Here is a 17,226-nt window from a genome sequence, read left to right as displayed (position 1 = left end):
TCGCTCTTTGCCGAAGTTCGGCTTAGTTCCACTAGCAGACATTGAAGATTCTTAATGTGTGACCCATACGCTTCTAGACAATGCCCGCATCCAAGCTAAGCTCGAAGTAGAGCAAGAACAAGCAGAAATTGAAGCTGAAAAAATACTAATATCAGAGACTAAAAAAGATTTAAACGAGTGCTATCAAAAGGAAAAAAGAAAATCGGATGAAATTGGAAATACACTGACTGAAAAAAACGAATTAATACAGCACAATAAACGAGAAATGAAAATCGAAAAACAGAAGGCAAAAAATCACGGTAACGCTCTTAGTCGAAAAAACAGTTTGATAAATAAATTAAAGACCAATGCTGAATACTTAAGTTCATTCATCGAAGAGAGCTATGAAACATAAAAGCTCTCTTCGAATTCAACCTTTACCTCCAACAGAAATGCTAGTAATTCCCTTTTTTCCTAGGTTGCCCCTTGAACCCTTACCTATTCTGATGCTCTTTCTAAATCTCATGTAGCTGTCCCTGCATTAATTAATGTTTACTCTATATCTTAATTTAACAAAGCTCAAAGTATCAGAGCAACAAAAGAAAACTTAATAAGGTTCATAATGGATGTTAGAAATAGTGTTACATAGGAGTTGAACTTTCATGTATTTTAAAGCCTTGTTTTACAAGGCTCTATTTTTTAATTAATTATTTTGTATAAGTACATATATATGAACCAGGAGCTTTACCGCCTACACAAGAAACTCGACCTGCAGAAGAAGGTGATTTAGCAGAGGTACTGTAAAATTGGGCTCCAGAACGCACGGCAGCATCATAAAAATTTGAGAAAGTTGATAAACCACCTTTTTTAAAGGTATATGTACGTGGTGATGTTACAGGAAGTGTAGGTTCAACTTTGTTTCCGTCAACATCTCTACCATGTTCAAAATCCCATATAAGCTCATCACCAATAATTCCATATAACGAATATATTGCAATGCTTTTGTCATCAAAAGCAACCTGCATAAAGACTTTTTCAATTTCAGCAACGCCAGAAACTTTTGCCGCTGCGATTGTAAAGTTCGATATATCCTGTTCTAGGGTTGTATGTTCATTATAATAAGATGAAACTTCATATTGTTTTGCACCAAATCCAACTAAGTCCCAAGCGCTACCTGCAATCTCTTTAGGCACAATAGTTGCGCTTACTCCAGCTAAGCTTGCAACAACAGCACTTTTTGCATCAGATATATTATGAAAAGTATTTAAAGCGTCCTGCTCTACACCATAGCTATCTACAGTCCAACTATATATAGGTATTCTTACATCTTGAATATGACCACCACGACCATCAGGTTCATTATCTCCTTTTAATATCCTGTACCCTGTAATGGTCTTAGAAACATTGAATTTCTCAATAATTGATTTATCTAGATTCATTACATAAACATCGCGAGGGCGATCTACTTTAGCTTTTAATCTTGCTGTATTTTTGAACTGTTCGAAAGAAAAACATGTTGAGCATTCAGTGTAAAGTGGAGTTTCCGAGGCTAAACTTGAGAAAGAAACTAGTCCAATTAAAGATGTTAAAAGTAAATTTTTTATCATAATCATTCCATAATTAAATAAACGTAAAAGAAACATTATTATAATTTCTTTTTCATTACTTTTAAATCATTAACAACTACAAAAGCATTACCCATTAAGAGTTAATGTATGGGGGATGGGTAACTAACCCACTATATCGCGGCTTTTAATTTTAACTAGGCGAAGCCGTAGCGAGGAACGAGCGCGACTTTACAGAGTTAAATGCAAAATAGTCCTTAAAAAACGCGTTCACCAATCTTCCAGCTAAAAAAAGCTAATCGTGCCTTGATAAACTTCTCTTTATGGAGCTTAGAGGCTCGATAAGGAAATTTCATAGGCACAGGTAAATTGCATCACTTTTCATACAAAGTCGCTTAGAATCACTCTGAGGAGTGAAGTGTCGTGATTTTTTGGGGGATGCCGTAGCTAGGGGAAAGGCCGACAGGAGTATAAACTGAAGAGTGGCTTTAATGCTTAAAGTTTTGTAACTTATTCACAGGCTAACGCCTTTTTAATAACTCTTGTTTTTAGCACCGCTGTAGCCACCTAAAACTGTAGTCAATAAAAGAGAATAAGATGTTTTTTTATAGCCAATTATTAAGTAGATGCCTCAATCGTCTTGACTAAATAAATATAGTCCACCCTCCGCCTCGAACAACTTAATATAACTAGCGCCTCAATACCTGGCTATCACTCATCCACGAACCGCTTTGTAGCGTGCTAAGCTTAAAGATCAATAAAAAACTGGAGCACACTAAACTCGCCAATTAAAATCGTTTTTCTTGTAATTGATTTATTTCCCTCATTATATCGGTTTGTGGGGGTAAAAATTTGACTGTATGCGAGCCGCGCAAATGTCTGCTCGTAGCACGTTTACTTGTATATGTGAACAAACACCAATATGAGTAATTAACTATTTTTAGCCAATCACAATGACCGCTATTCGTTCTTTGCCGAAATTCAGCTTAGTGCTATCAGTCGTAACTCGTTTCTGCCCCATTATCATTCAGGGCATGTACTCAGCTGCATTCTGCTTAGCTAGGTTAAGCCCTATTTCAACTAATGTTAATTGCCATATTTAGAGACAATTTTATTTACATCTATAATCAGCCCAAAACTTAGATGTGAACTTCAAGCAATATTGGCGATAACGAATACGTACCAAGATAAACGATAACGCAATACCGCAACACCGAATTTTTGCTTATTATTCAAAGCCTTATATCGAAACTTCATTTGTAATAGACTCTTTTTTAGGTATACTTAGAAAATCAAAACTTAAATATTTGAGGATGGTACTTGATGATAGTTACTATAATTTATAAAGCAGCCGCGGCAAATGTAGTAAAAACGTCAGAGGGAGAAATCACCATTAAGGATGGTGAAAACCCGCTAGATATTCGTCAGTGGATGGCTTTAAAGATACAGCCAGGAATCCTAAGAAGAATTAAAAATGGATATATTTCCGTAAAAGATACAAGTGTAGAAGAGGAAGCTATTAAGGAGTTTAAATGTTCTCTTTTTGAGCAGTTAAAGACTGAAGGGTATTCTTTAGTTCAAAAAAAATGTGAATCAAGTAATTACAAAGATTTTGAACAAGCCTTGGTTAAACAATGGCTTTCGAAAGAAGAGGATGCAATGATAGAAAGCAAAGCACTGCGTGAAGTAGATAGTTTGGGTATAGCTAAAAGTACTAAAAATATCGCATTGTTTAGTGCTGTAATATTATGTGTTCCGATAGTTATAGGTTTAGTGGGCATGATAACCTAAAAAGATATTGGCGAGGTAAGAGTAACCTCAGTTCAACGTTACAATAGATTTTCTAATCTAAAAGTTATCTCGCCACATTACTTTCGTAACTCAGTTTTGTCCAAAAACGAGTTTAACCGACCGTCTGCTTCTCGCTCACTGCAGACTATCAGCTGTATTTGCTTTTTAGTTGCTTATTACACAAACTGCGCAACTACGTCTTTTTACAAAAACTACGTCACGTCTAATATTATTCATTTTCACAACATGGTCGAAAGTTGATAATCCAGTTAAAAACCAAAGGAAGACGTCGATGAAGGCAGCTTAAATCGAAATAATAAAAGTTTAAAAAATGATGTTAAACGCTATTACAAATCGTGATATTGAACAAGCGACTCACACTTTACTTAAATGCATTAATAATTTAACTATTGAGAAATGAGATAGTTGCTGCGAGTTTATAAAGTGTTTGGGTTTAGTAAAAAGAAAGCTTAACGAGTGAAGCAGTCTAACAACTCCAAAACTATTGCTTTAGTTCTATTATTCTAGTTCTATTGCTTTAGTTTTGGCGCTTATTAAAGGGATAATATTTACCCTTTCATTTGTTCAAGCTCTTTGCCTTTGGTTTCGTGTAAAAACTTAAATACAAATATAACTGAAACAAACGCGCAAAATGCGTAAAAACCATAAGCCCCTGCTAAACCTATACCGGTGAGCATGACAGGGAACGACCAGGTAATTAAAAAGTTAGCTATCCACTGGGCAAAGCCGGTAACTGCAAGGCCAGAGCCGCGAATTTGGTTAGGGAACATTTCGCCTAACATAACCCACATTACAGGGCCCCACGATAGGTTAAAAAAGAACACGTAAGCGTTAGCGGCTATTAAAGCAACTATGCCCTGCTCTCCTAGCTCTAAATTACCTGTTGAGCCAATATCTGCGTTTAAAAAGGCATAAACAATAACCGAAAGTGTCACCGTCATACCAATTGAGCCGGTTAACAAAAAAGGTTTTCTGCCAATTGTGTCTATAAAATACATGGTAATAAACACCGCTAAAATACTTACAAAGCCGCTTATTATATTAATGAGTAACGCGTCAGATTCAGTAAAACCGGCTGCTTGCCAAAGTACCGCGCCGTAGTAAAAAACAACGTTAATGCCGACTAATTGCTGAAATGTAGCTAAGCCAATTCCTATCCAAACAATGGGGCGTAAACGTTTTTTAGGTTTATCTGATTGTTTTAAATAGGAATTATAAAAGCTTTTTATTTGCGCTTTACCCACCTTTTATATACCCTTAATAGTCTTTATAACAATATCTTCGTATAGCTTTTTCTGAGTAATTTATGCACTATAAAACATCAAACATTTCTAACAACATTGACGAAGAATCGATTCCTGATGACTGCATTAGCAATCTAACCGTAGATAATATTGTATTTGCTATTCATGAAGGTAAGTTAAAGGTGTTGCTGGTTAAATATAATCGGGGCCTTGCAACAAGCCAATGGGGTTTAATTGGTCATTGGGTTCGTAAAGATGAAAACTTAGACCTTGCAGCTCTGCGTGTTGTTAAAAGTACGACCGGTGTTGAAAACCTGTACTTAGATCAGTTAGGTGCTTTTGGTAACGTAGACCGCTACCCTGCTAGACGCATTATTACTATTGTTTATTATTCGCTCGTTCGCTTTGAAGAAACCAACCTTGTGAGCGGCGACAATGCTTTAGAATGTGAATGGTTTGATGTAAATAGTGTACCGGCTTTAATGTTTGACCATGCCGATATTTTAAAAAGTGGCTTAGACTACTTACGCTACAAAGTAAGACACGAGCCGATTGGTTTTAGCCTGCTCCCTGAAAAATTTACCCTGCTTGAGCTACAAGGAATTTACGAGTCGATTTTAAATAAATCACTCGATAAACCTAACTTTAGACGTAAGTTTCAAAAAATGAACTTACTAATAAACTGCAAAGAAAAACAAACAAATGTAGCTCACAGAGCCGCAACGCTTTATCGTTTTGACATAAACGTGTACGAAAAATTAAAAGAGTTTGGTTTTACGTTTGAGTTTTAAATATTCAAAAACATTATTGGATTAAAGTTTGGTCTTTAAGGCAAAACAGCATATTGCTAATATATATGTGATACCTTTAATTCGTTTGCATTATTAATATAAACTAATCAAAAAGGAGCTTTTTACTTGAAACTTACGCCGCCCTAGGCAACCACTCCCTTTTTCATCAGCACGTTGCGTGCAACCTTAATCGCCATCTGCGCGAGAATCATTGTTATTTAAATAAAATACTCCCCTATACTTTGGGAAACTAACTAATTAGGTTTATTACATGTTTGATCACGTAAAAAGAGATTGGCTCTCTAATGTTCGTGGTGATGTGCTTGCTGGTATTGTTGTGGCGCTTGCCCTAATACCTGAAGCTATTGCCTTTTCTATTATTGCGGGTGTTGATCCTAAAGTGGGTTTATATGCCTCATTTTGTATTGCGGTTATTATTGCCTTTGTAGGCGGACGCCCTGGCATGATATCGGCTGCTACCGGTGCAATGGCACTGTTAATGGTGACGCTGGTTAAAGATCATGGTCTGGAATACTTACTGGTTGCTACCTTACTCACCGGTGTACTACAAATATTTGCAGGCTTTTTAAAGCTCGGTGAGTTAATGCGGTTTGTATCGCGCTCTGTTGTAACAGGGTTTGTAAACGCACTGGCGATTTTAATATTTATGGCGCAGTTACCTGAGCTGACTAATGTTACTTGGCATGTTTATGCGATGACTGCAGCGGGTTTGGGTATTATTTACTTATTTCCGTATATTCCAACAATTGGCAAAATCCTTCCCTCCCCTTTAGTGTGTATTGTTGTTATTACCTTACTTGCACTGTTTTTAGGGCTTGATATAAGAACCGTTGGCGACATGGGCGAACTGCCAGACACCCTACCTATATTTTTATGGCCTGATGTACCGCTAACACTCGAAACGCTGCAAATTGTATTACCGTATTCGATTGGTCTTGCTGTTGTGGGCTTACTTGAATCGATGATGACCGCCACTATTGTTGATGACTTAACCGATACAACGAGCGATCGCAATAAAGAGTGTAAAGGTCAAGGTATTGCAAATATTGGCGCAGGTTTATTTGGTGGTATGGCGGGTTGCGCCATGATTGGGCAATCAATTATTAACGTTAAATCGGGCGGTCGTGGACGACTTTCAACCTTTATTGCTGGTTTATTTTTAATCATCATGGTGGTGTTTTTAGATGAGTGGCTGCGTTTAATTCCTATGGCGGCATTAGTTGCAGTAATGATTATGGTATCGATTGGTACGTTTTCGTGGGCATCAGTTAAAGATTTAAAAAAGAACCCGCTTTCGTCAAACGTAGTGATGATTTCCACCGTTATTGTGGTTGTTGCGACGCATAACCTAGCCATTGGCGTTTTAGTTGGCGTGTTGTTAGCTACGTTGTTTTTTGCGAACAAAATTGGTCGCTTTATGGTTGTTACAACTAAGCACGATGAAACTAAAAACCTAGTAACTTATGAAGTTGTAGGTCAGGTATTTTTTGCCTCAGCAGAGCAGTTTATAGCGTCGTTCGATTTTAAAAGTGCGGTAACAAATGTTGTTATAGATTTAACCCATGCACATTTTTGGGATATAACCGGTGTATCGTCACTCGATAAGGTGGTTATTAAATTTAGACGCGAAGGTGCAACAGTTAATATTGTTGGTATGAATAGCGCAACCGAAACAGTTGTTGATAAGTTTGGCGTACATAACGACCCTAAAGAAGTCGATAAACTACTTGGCGGTCATTAAGGAGAATGTAATGAAAAAAATAATTACCTGTATCGATGGCTCTGTCATTACACACGCTGTAACCGAAGCTGCTATTTGGGCTTCAAAAAAGTTAGATAAATCAATTAGCTTTATACATATGCTTGAAAAAATACAACAAACTAATGTAGGTAACTACACCGGTACGATTGGTTTAGGTGCCCAATCGGCTTTGCTTGAAGAAATGACAAAACTCGATGAACATCGTAGTAAAGTTTCTTTAAAACTAGCAGATAAATTACTCGACTCGGTTGCTGTACAAGCAAAAATTGCTCATATTCAAAACTATGAATTAATTAAACGTCACGGTGATGTAATCGACGCTATTATTGATTTTAAAGATGATACTCGCTTAATCGTTATTGGTCGAAATGGTGTTGATCATCGTGTTGATTTAAATGCACTTGGTTCACACATCGAAACGCTCGTGCGTAGCGCCTCGCAACCAATATTGCTTATTTCTAGAAAGTTTAAGCAGCCTGAATCATTTATGATTGCGTACGATGGTCGCGAAACAGCCGACAAAGCACTGCAACAAGTTATTGATGGTGGTTTATTACATGGGCTTCATTGTCATTTAGTGAGTATTAATAATAATGAGAAGAACTTAGAAGAGAAGTTTCTTAACGCTCAATTTAAACTCAGTAGTATGGGTTTTGAAGTGTCTGCAAGCTTTTTAGAGGGCAATATTTTTGACTCGTTAATGCAATACAAAGAACAAAATAACATTGATTTGATTGTTATGGGGGCTTTTGGGCATTCTAAGTTAAGGCAGTTTTTTGTGGGCAGTAATACCATTAAAATGCTCGAAAACAACGATGTGCCAGTTATTATATTAAAGTAAGTGGTTGTTTTAAGTAAGCACCACTTTAAAGTAAGCACCTGTTTTAAATGATATTTTAATGACCTACTTTAAAAGGCCTAAAATCACTTAACTGATTTTAGGCTTTTTTGTTTTTGGCTTAGCTTCAAACTTTTCAAATAAAAACTGAACAAACGACGTAACCTTTTGAGCCACAAACTTTCTATGCGGATAAATAGCAAATAAGCCAAACTCAAAGGTTTTATAGTCCCGCATAACCTGTACAAGCTTACCCGATGCAATATCGTCTCTCACCACTATTTCAGGGATTAAGCCAATACCGCCACCCGCTACAACCACCTCTTTTACAGCTTGTGGATTATTAACCGAAACACGCGAGTTTACGCTTGCCGTTAATGCCTCACCACTTGGTGAAACTAGAGGCCAATGGCGACCTATTTTAAAGTTGCTATCAATCACCGTAGCGTGTTGCTCAAGCTCATCAACACTCATTGGTGCGCCAAAACGCTGAATGTATTCGGCTGATGCACATAAAATTAAAGGGTAACTGGTAATTTGCCGTGCAATTAAATTAGAGTCAGACACACTGCCAATTCTTATTGCTAAATCAACCCCCTCTTCTAGCAAATCAATTGTTTTGTCTGAAAGCACTAAATCAATACTTAAATCAGGGTAGCGGCTCAGTAACTCAGGCATTAACGGCGCAAGATTTGATTCGCCAAACGACACCGGCGCACTCACCCTAAGCTTGCCGCTAGCAAGCGCTGTTTGACCCGATAAGTTATCGAGCATTTCGCTGTAGCTTTCAATTACAGGCACTACGCTTGCGTAATAACTTTGCCCCGCCTCGGTAATCGAAATTCTGCGCGTGGAGCGGTTAAATAATCTAACCCCTAAGTCTTGCTCTACAATGCCCACGTATTTACTAACCAGTGCCTTTGAAAGCCCTAGTCTATCGCCTGCGGCTGTAAAAGAGCCTGTTTCAACAACCGCTATGATTGTTTTAATGCCAATAATAGTATCCATGATTGTCAATATAGCATTGACATTTATTCCTTACTAGCTCGGTTTTTCAATACTGATAATAGTGAAAGAATAGCGTTATTAAAAATCACTATTCAAAATTAAAAAACAGGACAACCCATGAGCAACCTAACGCTATACCGTTTTACTTTATCTGGTCATTCACATCGTGCAGAGTTATTTGCATCGCTTTTAAAGCTTGATGTAAATATGGTTGATGTGGCACTGCAAAACGGCGCACAAAAGCAAGCTGACTTTCTAAAAATGAATATTTTTGGGCAAGTCCCGGTACTTAAACATAACGATGACATTATTAACGATTCAAACGCTATTTTGCTGTATTTGGCACAAAAATTTGATGCTAACAGAACCTGGTACCCTGAAGATGTAACTGTTCAAGCGCACATTCAGCGCTGGTTGAGCGTTGCTGCAGGGCTTGTGGCTTCAGGTCCGTGTGCAGCTCGTTTAGTCACTGTATTTGGCGCAGAGCTTGATCATCAAAACGCGATAAATATTGCCCATACATTATTTAAAACAATGGATGCATACTTACAAAATCGCGAGTACTTAGTAGGCACTCAACCAACTATTGCCGACATTGCCAACTTTTCTTACATAGCGCACGCACCAGAGGGCGGCGTATCACTTAGTGAATACCCAAATATTCTAAGATGGTTAAGCAACGTTCGTAAACTTGATGGCTATATAGCAATGCCTGAAACAAAAGCGGGTTTACTCGCTTAGTTTTAAGTTTTTAATACTGTTTTATAAGAGGCTATTAAGCCTCTTTTTTGTGCGTTACTGAGCTAACAAAGCAAAATTACTTATTACAACTTATTATGCGCAGCCAAATGCGATTGCTTACCACTATAACTCTCGGAAATGGATAGCTAAAGAGAAAAAGTTCGGTAAGATACTTATGTATATTGTTGGATACGGGATGAATTTTGGATTTACTACTAACTAAAGATTTAGAATTAAACGTTCGAAATACCGAAGGTGAATACTTCAAACTTAAGCTTAACTACGGCAAAATGCCTTTATTAACTCATGTTAGCAATCATTTTTATGAATATAAAGAAGATGAAATTCAGGTAGAGGATTATACTGAGCAACGAACTCCAAGGTACCTGTTGTCAGGTGCTATTAATTCTGGCGGGCAATCATCTAAGCTATTTCGATATATATATTCAGGTAAAGCAAAAGCAACTAACCTAAAAAAAGTATACTTCACATTCCCTGAACTAGCTGCGTATTTCAACAACGAAATTTCAAAAAATCTAGAACAAAATGGTGACTTGAGTGGAAATATCACTATAGAGCCAATGGAAGCAACAATATTAAATAGTGATCAAACCATCAAGGTTGGATTGCATCAAAACTATCAACTTTCTGATACATCAACCAAAGATGGCTTTCAGTTCACAAGCTCCATGACTCTAGTTTTTGAATTTGAAAACACCATTACTTTTAGTGAAATAGAAAAGTATTTGTATAAGTCTAAAAATCTTTTTACTTGGATTACAGGGTTTCCAATCAAAGTATCTAAAATCGAAGTTTCTGATGGTGAAAATACAGGAACTCTATACACTCCGTCAGTTAAAGATACATCCGAACACGACCTATCATACCCAAACGGCTTCATGCTAGCAGCACAATTAAGAGAAAATTTCGTAAAAATTTGTGAGTCATATTTTGAAAAAAACACGTTTGAATTTGAGGACATTTGGTCACGAACAGTCCCTTTATACAATTTCAATGGAGTTCTAGAGTATGAAACCATGCTCTATGCTTCCATTCTCGAAAAGTATTGCAGCCACAAGTTACATCAACTCAATCTTGATACCAAGCTTGATGAAGATGAGTACACAGAACTAACGAATAGACTTACAGGCTTGATCTCTGAGGATTCAGAGCTAGTCAAAACTTTTTCAAAAGATATCTTGGCTGATTTGAGTAACGTTGAAGTACTTAAAAAACTCTTACCTAATAGCTCTGCTACAACTTATATACAAAAAGTTAAAAAGTACCTGAATCACGTGGGTAAGTACGTTACAGAGATATTTATTTCAACAAAGGATCTGAAAGTTATTAAGGACGTTAGAGATAGAGCTGCTCATGGTCAACCAGAAATATACACTACAGAAGAAGTAAGCGGAATATACTGGAAATTAAGGATGTTGGTTATTTACCTGATATACAAGGATTTAGGTATATCTGATAGTAACTTCCTCAAAATTATTTCTTATACATTTAATCAGTTAGTTGTGAACTGCGATAAAAATGAATTTAAACTTGATACCAAACTAAATCAAGCAATTACTTTACCTGTTTCAGAATCAGTGTTTAATGATGTGTCATCTAAACTAAGAACATATCTTGTTCTAGCGCGGAATGAAAATCTTTACGAAATACATAAAGAGTACACAACTAAACTATCGAACTATTTTACTGCTAAAAACTCTGCAGATAGGCAAATAAGGAGCCTAGATGAATACGTGCAAACCTTGCTAGAAAATCCGAAATTAGAAGCTAAATACACTGGTAATGCATACATTACACACAAACAGAAAAACCATAGACTACATGGTGTAATCATTGTTGATACCCCGAAAAAGTTAAGAAGTTATAGTATTCGTTAGAGGCAAGAATGTACTGCAATCACACGTTTATTTTGTATCAATAGTGAGCCTTTATTGCCCTACAATGATAAAAGCTGAAGATTTATATTTTGAAAAAAACTACAGCTCTAAATCAAGCTCCTCAATGCCTTTAGCAGGTACGGCGCAGCAAATAAGCGCCTGGCCTGTTTCTGCTGGGTAACTTACGTTATTGCGATAAACCACAGCGCCTGCATTTATTCTTACGGCGCAACTGCCGCAGCTACCGTTTCGACAGCCAAATTCAGGTTCTAAACCATGGGATTCGGCTACATTAAGTATAGTGTTATCGCCTTTATTCCAGCGTTGTTCAAAGCCCGATTTACTGAATTTAATTACAGTGTTGTCGGCTTCCTCAGTGCTAATCTCTTTGCTTTTATTAGGCGCTTCGCTTGTGTTAAGCACTTTGCGCTTAATACTGGAGGGTCCAAATGCTTCAGCAAATATATTTTTATCCTGCACACCGAGCAATAACAGCTCGTTATATACGTGTTGCATAAACGCAGCAGGTCCGCATAAAAAGAACTCGTAATCATCAAGTGGTAAATAATACCTAAACACATCCGCATTTATGCGCCCTTTTAAATCAAAGCTTTCGTCTTTTAAGTTAAAGCTCTCATCTTTTAAATTAGAGCCATTGCCTTGCTTTTCATCAAGCTCAGGCTGCGATAAAAGTGAGTAGTAATCAATTGCCCCGACACTCGTATCTGCAAGTGTTTTTAGCTCGTTATAAAACGCACGCTGCTGTTTATTTTTAGCACTGTGAAAAATATGCAAAGGGCGTGTATAGCGGGTTCTTAACCCTTCGTGTGCAATATGTTTAGCCATTGAGATCATAGGTGTAATACCTATTCCGCCACCAATTAGTACCGCTGGTTTGGTACTAGTTGGGTCAATAAAAAACTGCCCTTGTGGGTATTTAGCTAAAATAACGTCGCCTACATTTACGTTATTATGAAAGTAGTTAGACACCTCGCCACTGAGCTCTTTTTTAATAGATAACCGATAAAAGAGTTCATGAGGGCTTGATGAAACGGTGTAGGTTCTAATAACAGGTTTGCTGTTACTGTTATTACTACTACTTTTACTTGGTATTTGTACGGTTAAATGCTGCCCTGCTTTAAACGGTAACAAGGTTATATTGTTATGCCCTTCTAAATAAAAGGAGGTAATTACATTACTTTCTTTAATTATTTTAGTTACTTTAAAAGGCTGCCAAGTATGTTTTAGTTTTTCGGCTTGTTTGTTTTTATCAGCCTCAAGCCACGTGCCCGTCATTTTAGTGTTAGGGGAATAAGCATCAAATTTAGCACTAAACGGGAGTAAATTTTTAAGCCACATTCCTTTAGTGAGGGTAAATTTCCAGCCTCGGTCTGCGCCAATAAAGCCTTCAAGTTCTGGGTGCCCGTCCCATAAAATTTCAACGCTGCCGGTAAGCATTAATACATTACCCGTGTCAAAATCAGGAAATAACAAACCTGCTTTTGGGTTTAATAAAAAGTTACCCAAGGTATTAAAAAAATTATTACCTGCGTAATCAGGAATCGTTAATGTGTTACCTTCTCGCTTTACAAAACCCGGCAATCCACCACGGTGAGAAACATCAACACCTTCAATTTTTGGATTGTTTTTAGCGGTTATAAAGCTTGAAACAAAAAACGTATCGGTGGTGTCAATTAACGTACTGGCTGCGTTATCAAGTGTATTAAATTCAACTTTTTGTACCGCATTACTTTTAAGTAGAGGATCTCTATTAAACGTTAAGTCTCGCGTTTGAATATACTGCGGGCAATTTCCAAAGGATTGATCAACACTAAAACTCACCTGATTATCACTAATTACCTCACCTACGCGCACATTTAAACGGTTACGCCTACGCGTACTTAGCTCAATGCCTAACAAACCAATTGGCGAGCCGGCAATCTTTAATGTGTTATGTAGAGGGTCGTTTTTATCAACCGCGTGCCTCATTAATAACGACGTGGGTGTGGGTGAGCTTAAAAAGCCTGACGGCCCTGAAACAATAGATACCCACACATCGGCGTTTTCATCAACACTGCCTGCAACCACAAATGGTAACTGCTCAAAAAAGGCTTGATGCTGCTTTGGCATAAATGAGCGCACGGCACGTTTGCCAAATGTTGCCATTATTTCTCGTTTACCGAGTTTGTCTTGTATTGCCAGCTCGCCTTCGTGAAAAGGTGAAGCATCTATTGAGTTTGTGTTAGTCATTTTGCTCGTAATTCGTGTGCGTATTTCATGGGGTAAATTTAACTCAATACACAATGAATGATAATGGGTGTTTTATTGACTGATAATGCACAAAACAATGACAATACTTGCACCCTCTTAGTGCCATGCGCGCACCAACATATAACAAAATAGGTTTTATTCTCACTCTAAAAATACATTAAATACTATTTAAACAATAACTTAAAAAATTGGCTGTATTTTTGCAAACATTCTATTAACAAGCCCGTTTTACTTACGGCAAAAATTTAGGTTGTGAGCACAATAGCTATTAGCAACCATCGGCAAAGAAGCCCGCACACAGTTATGCATATTGCGTATTTGTGGCGGGCTTTTTTGTTAATTGTATTTAAACCGTCACTTTAAGGAATGCCCTATGCAAACCTCGCAAAAAATACTCATTATTGGTAATGGTATGGTCGGACACCACTTTGTTGAGCAAATGCGCCAAAGCGATGCCAACGCAGACATTACTGTACTTTGCGGAGAAGCAAATCTTGCATACGATCGCGTGTACTTATCAAGTGTATTTGATGGCAAAACCGCCGCCGATTTAGCACTAACAACTCACGACAACTACAAACAGCTTAATATTAATGTGCATACCAGCCAGTGGGTTGAAGGCATTGATAGATCAGCAAAAATAGTGACCACATTAACCGGTGAGCAATACCCATACGACAAACTTATACTCGCTACAGGTTCGTTTCCGTTTGTGCCGCCTATAAAAGGTAACGACCAACCCCATTGTTTGGTGTATCGCACATTAGAAGATTTAGAACAAATAAAAGCCAGTGCCGCTGTAAGTAAAAGCGGTGTTGTTATTGGCGGAGGTTTGTTGGGGCTTGAAGCCGCAAATGCCATCAAGCAACTAGGGCTTGATACCCACGTAGTTGAATTTGCACCACAACTTATGGCTGTTCAACTTGATGGACAAGGCGGTACGCTACTAAAAAATAAAATAGAAAAACTTGGCGTAACAGTACACATATCAAAAGCAACCAGCGAAATAGTAAAAGGCGAAACCAGTCGCTTTAGATTAAATTTTTCGGACGAATCATTTTTAGAAACAGATCTGATTTTGTTCTCTGCCGGTATTCGCCCGTACGACCAACTAGGCAAAATTGCTGATTTAGAACTCGGTGAGCGCGGCGGTATTATTATTAATAACCAATGCCAAACGTCAGATCCTGATATTTTAGCCATTGGTGAATGTGCCCTGTGGGACAAAAAACTATTTGGCTTAGTAGCACCGGGTTACAACATGGCGCGCGTTGCAGCGAGCCAATTAAGTGGTGGCGAGCTTGAGTTTTTAGGTGCCGACATGAGCACTAAACTTAAGTTGTTAGGCGTAGAAGTAGGCTCAATTGGCGACGCTCATGCAAAAACGCCAGACTGTAAAGAACTTATATACCAAGACGCTATTCGCGGCTGTTATAAAAAAATCATACTAAGTGAAAAAGGCGACAAATTACTGGGCGCTGTACTTGTTGGCGATACCAGCGACTACGATACTTTATTACAGTACATGCTTAACGACATGGACTTACCAGAAAACCCTGAGTGTTTAATTTTACCAGATAGCGGCGGCGCGCCGTCGTTATCGGGCAGTGCCCTACCCGACACAGCCACTATTTGTTCGTGTCACAATGTGAGTAAAGGCGACATTGTAGGTGCGATTGATGGCGGCTCATGCGATTTAGCATCGGTGAAATCATGCACTAAAGCAGCAAGCGGCTGTGGTGGTTGTGCTGCGTTATTGAAATCTGTTGTTGATAACGAATTAGCAAGCCGCGGTGTTGAAGTTAACAACCATGTATGTGAGCACTTTGCGTATTCACGCCAAGAACTACTGCACATGGTAAAAGTAGAAAGCATTAAAAGCTTTGATGGCTTACTAGCTAAACACGGCAGCGGTCATGGCTGTGAAATATGTAAACCTGCCATTGGCTCTATTTTAGCCTCAACATGGAACGACTTCATTTTAGAGCCCGCTCATGTTGGCTTGCAAGATACTAACGATACGTACCTAGCAAACATGCAAAAAGATGGTTCGTACTCTGTAGTACCACGTATTGCTGGTGGCGAAATAACACCCGACAAACTCATTGTAATTGGACAAGTAGCAAAAGACTTTAACCTGTACTGCAAAGTCACTGGCGGTCAACGTATTGATTTGTTTGGTGCGCGCTTAGAAGAGCTTCCTGTTATTTGGGAGCGACTTATAGAAGCCGGATTTGAGACCGGTCATGCCTATGGTAAGTCTCTTAGAACCGTTAAATCGTGTGTGGGTAGTACGTGGTGTCGTTATGGTGTGCAAGACAGCGTTGGACACGCAATAGAAATAGAAAACCGCTACAAAGGGTTACGTGCGCCGCATAAATTTAAAATGGCGGTATCGGGTTGTACCCGTGAATGCGCCGAAGCACAAAGTAAAGATATTGGCATTATAGCTACCGAAAACGGCTGGAACTTATACGTGTGTGGTAATGGCGGTATGCGCCCTCGCCATGCTGATTTATTTGCGACCGATTTAGACACGCCAACACTGATCAAATACATTGACCGCGTGATTATGTTTTACATAAAAACAGCTGACAAATTACAACGTACGTCGGTATGGATGGAAAATCTTGAAGGCGGTTTAGACTACCTTAAAAGCGTAGTCATTGACGACAGCTTAGGCATTTGCGACGAGCTAGAAGCGCAAATGGAATTAATTACACAAACCTATGCCTGTGAGTGGAAAAAAGCGATTGAAAGCCCAGATGCAGCCAAACGATTCCGCCAGTTTATTAATAGCCCCGAAACCGACGACAACATTTTGTTTGTGCAAGAGCGTAACCAAATCCGCCCTGCTACAGAAGCCGAAAAGCGTGAGCAACGTAATACACAAAACCGTATTCCAGTAATGGAAGTTGAAGAGGAGCAAGCTGATGTCTTGGCATAATATTGGAACAATCGACAACCTAGTAGCTAATAGCGGCGTATGCGCATTAGTTAATAATCAGCAAGTGGCTATTTTTTACATTCCACAAAATCCAATGGCTGTGTTTGCCATTAGCAACTACGACCCGATTGGCAAAGCCAATGTATTATCGCGTGGCATTATTGGCTCAACCGACAATAAATTAGTTGTCGCATCGCCTTTATATAAGCAACACTTTTGCCTAGAAACAGGCGAATGTTTAGAAGCAGAAGCAATACACTTACCGGTTTTTAATGCAAAAATTGAAGACGGCAGTGTATTTATAAGCTCTGAACCAAAAGTTACAACAGCTGTGGCTTAGGGGAATATT

The 17,226-nt window shown here is 38.4% G+C and carries 13 protein-coding genes and 1 pseudogene; 9 read left to right on the top strand and 5 right to left on the bottom strand.

All coding sequences use genetic code 11. From position 1 onward, the window contains the following. Window positions 1–58 precede the first annotated feature (58 nt). Window positions 59–394, top strand: a complete 336-nt coding sequence (locus L659_RS0113925) for a hypothetical protein (protein WP_024590361.1) — start codon at window positions 59–61, stop codon at window positions 392–394. 15 nt (window positions 395–409) lie between these two features. Here the strand turns inward: L659_RS0113925 and L659_RS1000000123485 are convergent, their stop codons facing one another. Together L659_RS1000000123485 and L659_RS0113920 are read right to left on the bottom strand one after the other, a co-directional pair. After that, entirely contained in the window at window positions 410–505 is a 96-nt protein-coding gene (locus L659_RS1000000123485) for a DUF4236 domain-containing protein (RefSeq protein WP_076915493.1), read from the bottom strand. A 181-nt stretch (window positions 506–686) separates the two neighbouring features. Beyond that, complete coding sequence (locus tag L659_RS0113920) at window positions 687–1,586, bottom strand: hypothetical protein (protein ID WP_024590362.1); 900 nt, start codon at window positions 1,584–1,586, stop codon at window positions 687–689. 1,281 nt (window positions 1,587–2,867) lie between these two features. Between L659_RS0113920 and L659_RS0113915 the strand changes: the two genes are divergently transcribed. Next, entirely contained in the window at window positions 2,868–3,335 is a 468-nt protein-coding gene (locus L659_RS0113915; RefSeq protein WP_024590952.1) for a hypothetical protein, read from the top strand. 569 nt (window positions 3,336–3,904) lie between these two features. Here the strand turns inward: L659_RS0113915 and L659_RS0113905 are convergent. After that, window positions 3,905–4,534: pseudogene (locus L659_RS0113905) on the bottom strand (MFS transporter); the annotation flags it as partial. A 128-nt stretch (window positions 4,535–4,662) separates the two neighbouring features. On the opposite strand from L659_RS0113905, the gene L659_RS0113900 reads away from it, so the two are divergent. The 3 genes from L659_RS0113900 (at window position 4,663) to L659_RS0113890 (ending at window position 8,015) form a co-directional block, all read left to right on the top strand. Next, complete coding sequence (locus L659_RS0113900; RefSeq protein WP_024590950.1) at window positions 4,663–5,391, top strand: NUDIX hydrolase; 729 nt, start codon at window positions 4,663–4,665, stop codon at window positions 5,389–5,391. Between the two features lie 271 nt (window positions 5,392–5,662). Continuing rightward, window positions 5,663–7,153 carry a SulP family inorganic anion transporter gene (locus tag L659_RS0113895; protein WP_024590949.1) on the top strand — a complete coding sequence of 497 codons (1,491 nt, stop codon included), beginning with the start codon at window positions 5,663–5,665 and terminating at the stop codon, window positions 7,151–7,153. Window positions 7,154–7,163: 10 nt separating this feature from the next. Beyond that, window positions 7,164–8,015, top strand: coding sequence for a universal stress protein (locus tag L659_RS0113890; protein WP_024590948.1), 852 nt, complete (start codon window positions 7,164–7,166; stop codon window positions 8,013–8,015). 87 nt (window positions 8,016–8,102) lie between these two features. On the opposite strand, the gene L659_RS0113885 is transcribed toward L659_RS0113890, so the two are convergent. Further along, on the bottom strand, window positions 8,103–9,020 hold the full coding sequence (locus tag L659_RS0113885) for a LysR family transcriptional regulator (protein WP_024590947.1): 918 nt from the start codon (window positions 9,018–9,020) through the stop codon (window positions 8,103–8,105). 117 nt (window positions 9,021–9,137) lie between these two features. Here L659_RS0113885 and L659_RS0113880 point away from each other — a divergent pair, with 117 nt between their 5' ends. Further along, window positions 9,138–9,761: a glutathione S-transferase gene (locus L659_RS0113880; protein WP_024590946.1), complete on the top strand. Its 624-nt coding sequence runs from the start codon at window positions 9,138–9,140 to the stop codon at window positions 9,759–9,761. Window positions 9,762–9,964: 203 nt separating this feature from the next. Next, a complete protein-coding gene (locus L659_RS0113875; protein WP_024590945.1) occupies window positions 9,965–11,659 on the top strand; it encodes a HEPN domain-containing protein in 1,695 nt (564 codons plus the stop codon). A 99-nt stretch (window positions 11,660–11,758) separates the two neighbouring features. Here L659_RS0113875 and L659_RS0113870 read toward each other — a convergent pair whose 3' ends face one another. Then, window positions 11,759–13,909, bottom strand: coding sequence for a 2Fe-2S iron-sulfur cluster-binding protein (locus L659_RS0113870; protein WP_024590944.1), 2,151 nt, complete (start codon window positions 13,907–13,909; stop codon window positions 11,759–11,761). Window positions 13,910–14,303: 394 nt separating this feature from the next. Here L659_RS0113870 and nirB point away from each other — a divergent pair, with 394 nt between their 5' ends. Both nirB and nirD read left to right on the top strand, forming a co-directional pair. Further along, complete coding sequence (gene nirB, locus L659_RS0113865) at window positions 14,304–16,877, top strand: nitrite reductase large subunit NirB (RefSeq protein WP_024590943.1); 2,574 nt, start codon at window positions 14,304–14,306, stop codon at window positions 16,875–16,877. Continuing rightward, window positions 16,864–17,217, top strand: coding sequence for a nitrite reductase small subunit NirD (gene nirD / locus L659_RS0113860; protein ID WP_024590942.1), 354 nt, complete (start codon window positions 16,864–16,866; stop codon window positions 17,215–17,217). Before nirB ends, nirD begins: the two co-directional genes overlap by 14 nt. Window positions 17,218–17,226: the final 9 nt, after the last annotated feature.

This window comes from Pseudoalteromonas sp. S8-8 (genome assembly GCF_000497875.1).
In the GTDB taxonomy this organism is placed as follows: domain Bacteria; phylum Pseudomonadota; class Gammaproteobacteria; order Enterobacterales; family Alteromonadaceae; genus Pseudoalteromonas; species Pseudoalteromonas arctica.
This window is presented reverse-complemented; position numbering and strand designations above follow the sequence as displayed.

Coding starts and splice junctions, on each gene's coding strand:
- L659_RS1000000123485 (WP_076915493.1), bottom strand. CDS start 505: ATGAGATTTAGAAAGAGCATCAGAATAGGTAAGGGTTCAAGGGGCAAC.
- L659_RS0113920 (WP_024590362.1), bottom strand. CDS start 1,586: ATGATAAAAAATTTACTTTTAACATCTTTAATTGGACTAGTTTCTTTC.
- L659_RS0113915 (WP_024590952.1), top strand. CDS start 2,868: ATGATAGTTACTATAATTTATAAAGCAGCCGCGGCAAATGTAGTAAAA.
- L659_RS0113900 (WP_024590950.1), top strand. CDS start 4,663: ATGCACTATAAAACATCAAACATTTCTAACAACATTGACGAAGAATCG.
- L659_RS0113895 (WP_024590949.1), top strand. CDS start 5,663: ATGTTTGATCACGTAAAAAGAGATTGGCTCTCTAATGTTCGTGGTGAT.
- L659_RS0113890 (WP_024590948.1), top strand. CDS start 7,164: ATGAAAAAAATAATTACCTGTATCGATGGCTCTGTCATTACACACGCT.
- L659_RS0113885 (WP_024590947.1), bottom strand. CDS start 9,020: ATGGATACTATTATTGGCATTAAAACAATCATAGCGGTTGTTGAAACA.
- L659_RS0113880 (WP_024590946.1), top strand. CDS start 9,138: ATGAGCAACCTAACGCTATACCGTTTTACTTTATCTGGTCATTCACAT.
- L659_RS0113870 (WP_024590944.1), bottom strand. CDS start 13,909: ATGACTAACACAAACTCAATAGATGCTTCACCTTTTCACGAAGGCGAG.
- nirB (WP_024590943.1), top strand. CDS start 14,304: ATGCAAACCTCGCAAAAAATACTCATTATTGGTAATGGTATGGTCGGA.
- nirD (WP_024590942.1), top strand. CDS start 16,864: ATGTCTTGGCATAATATTGGAACAATCGACAACCTAGTAGCTAATAGC.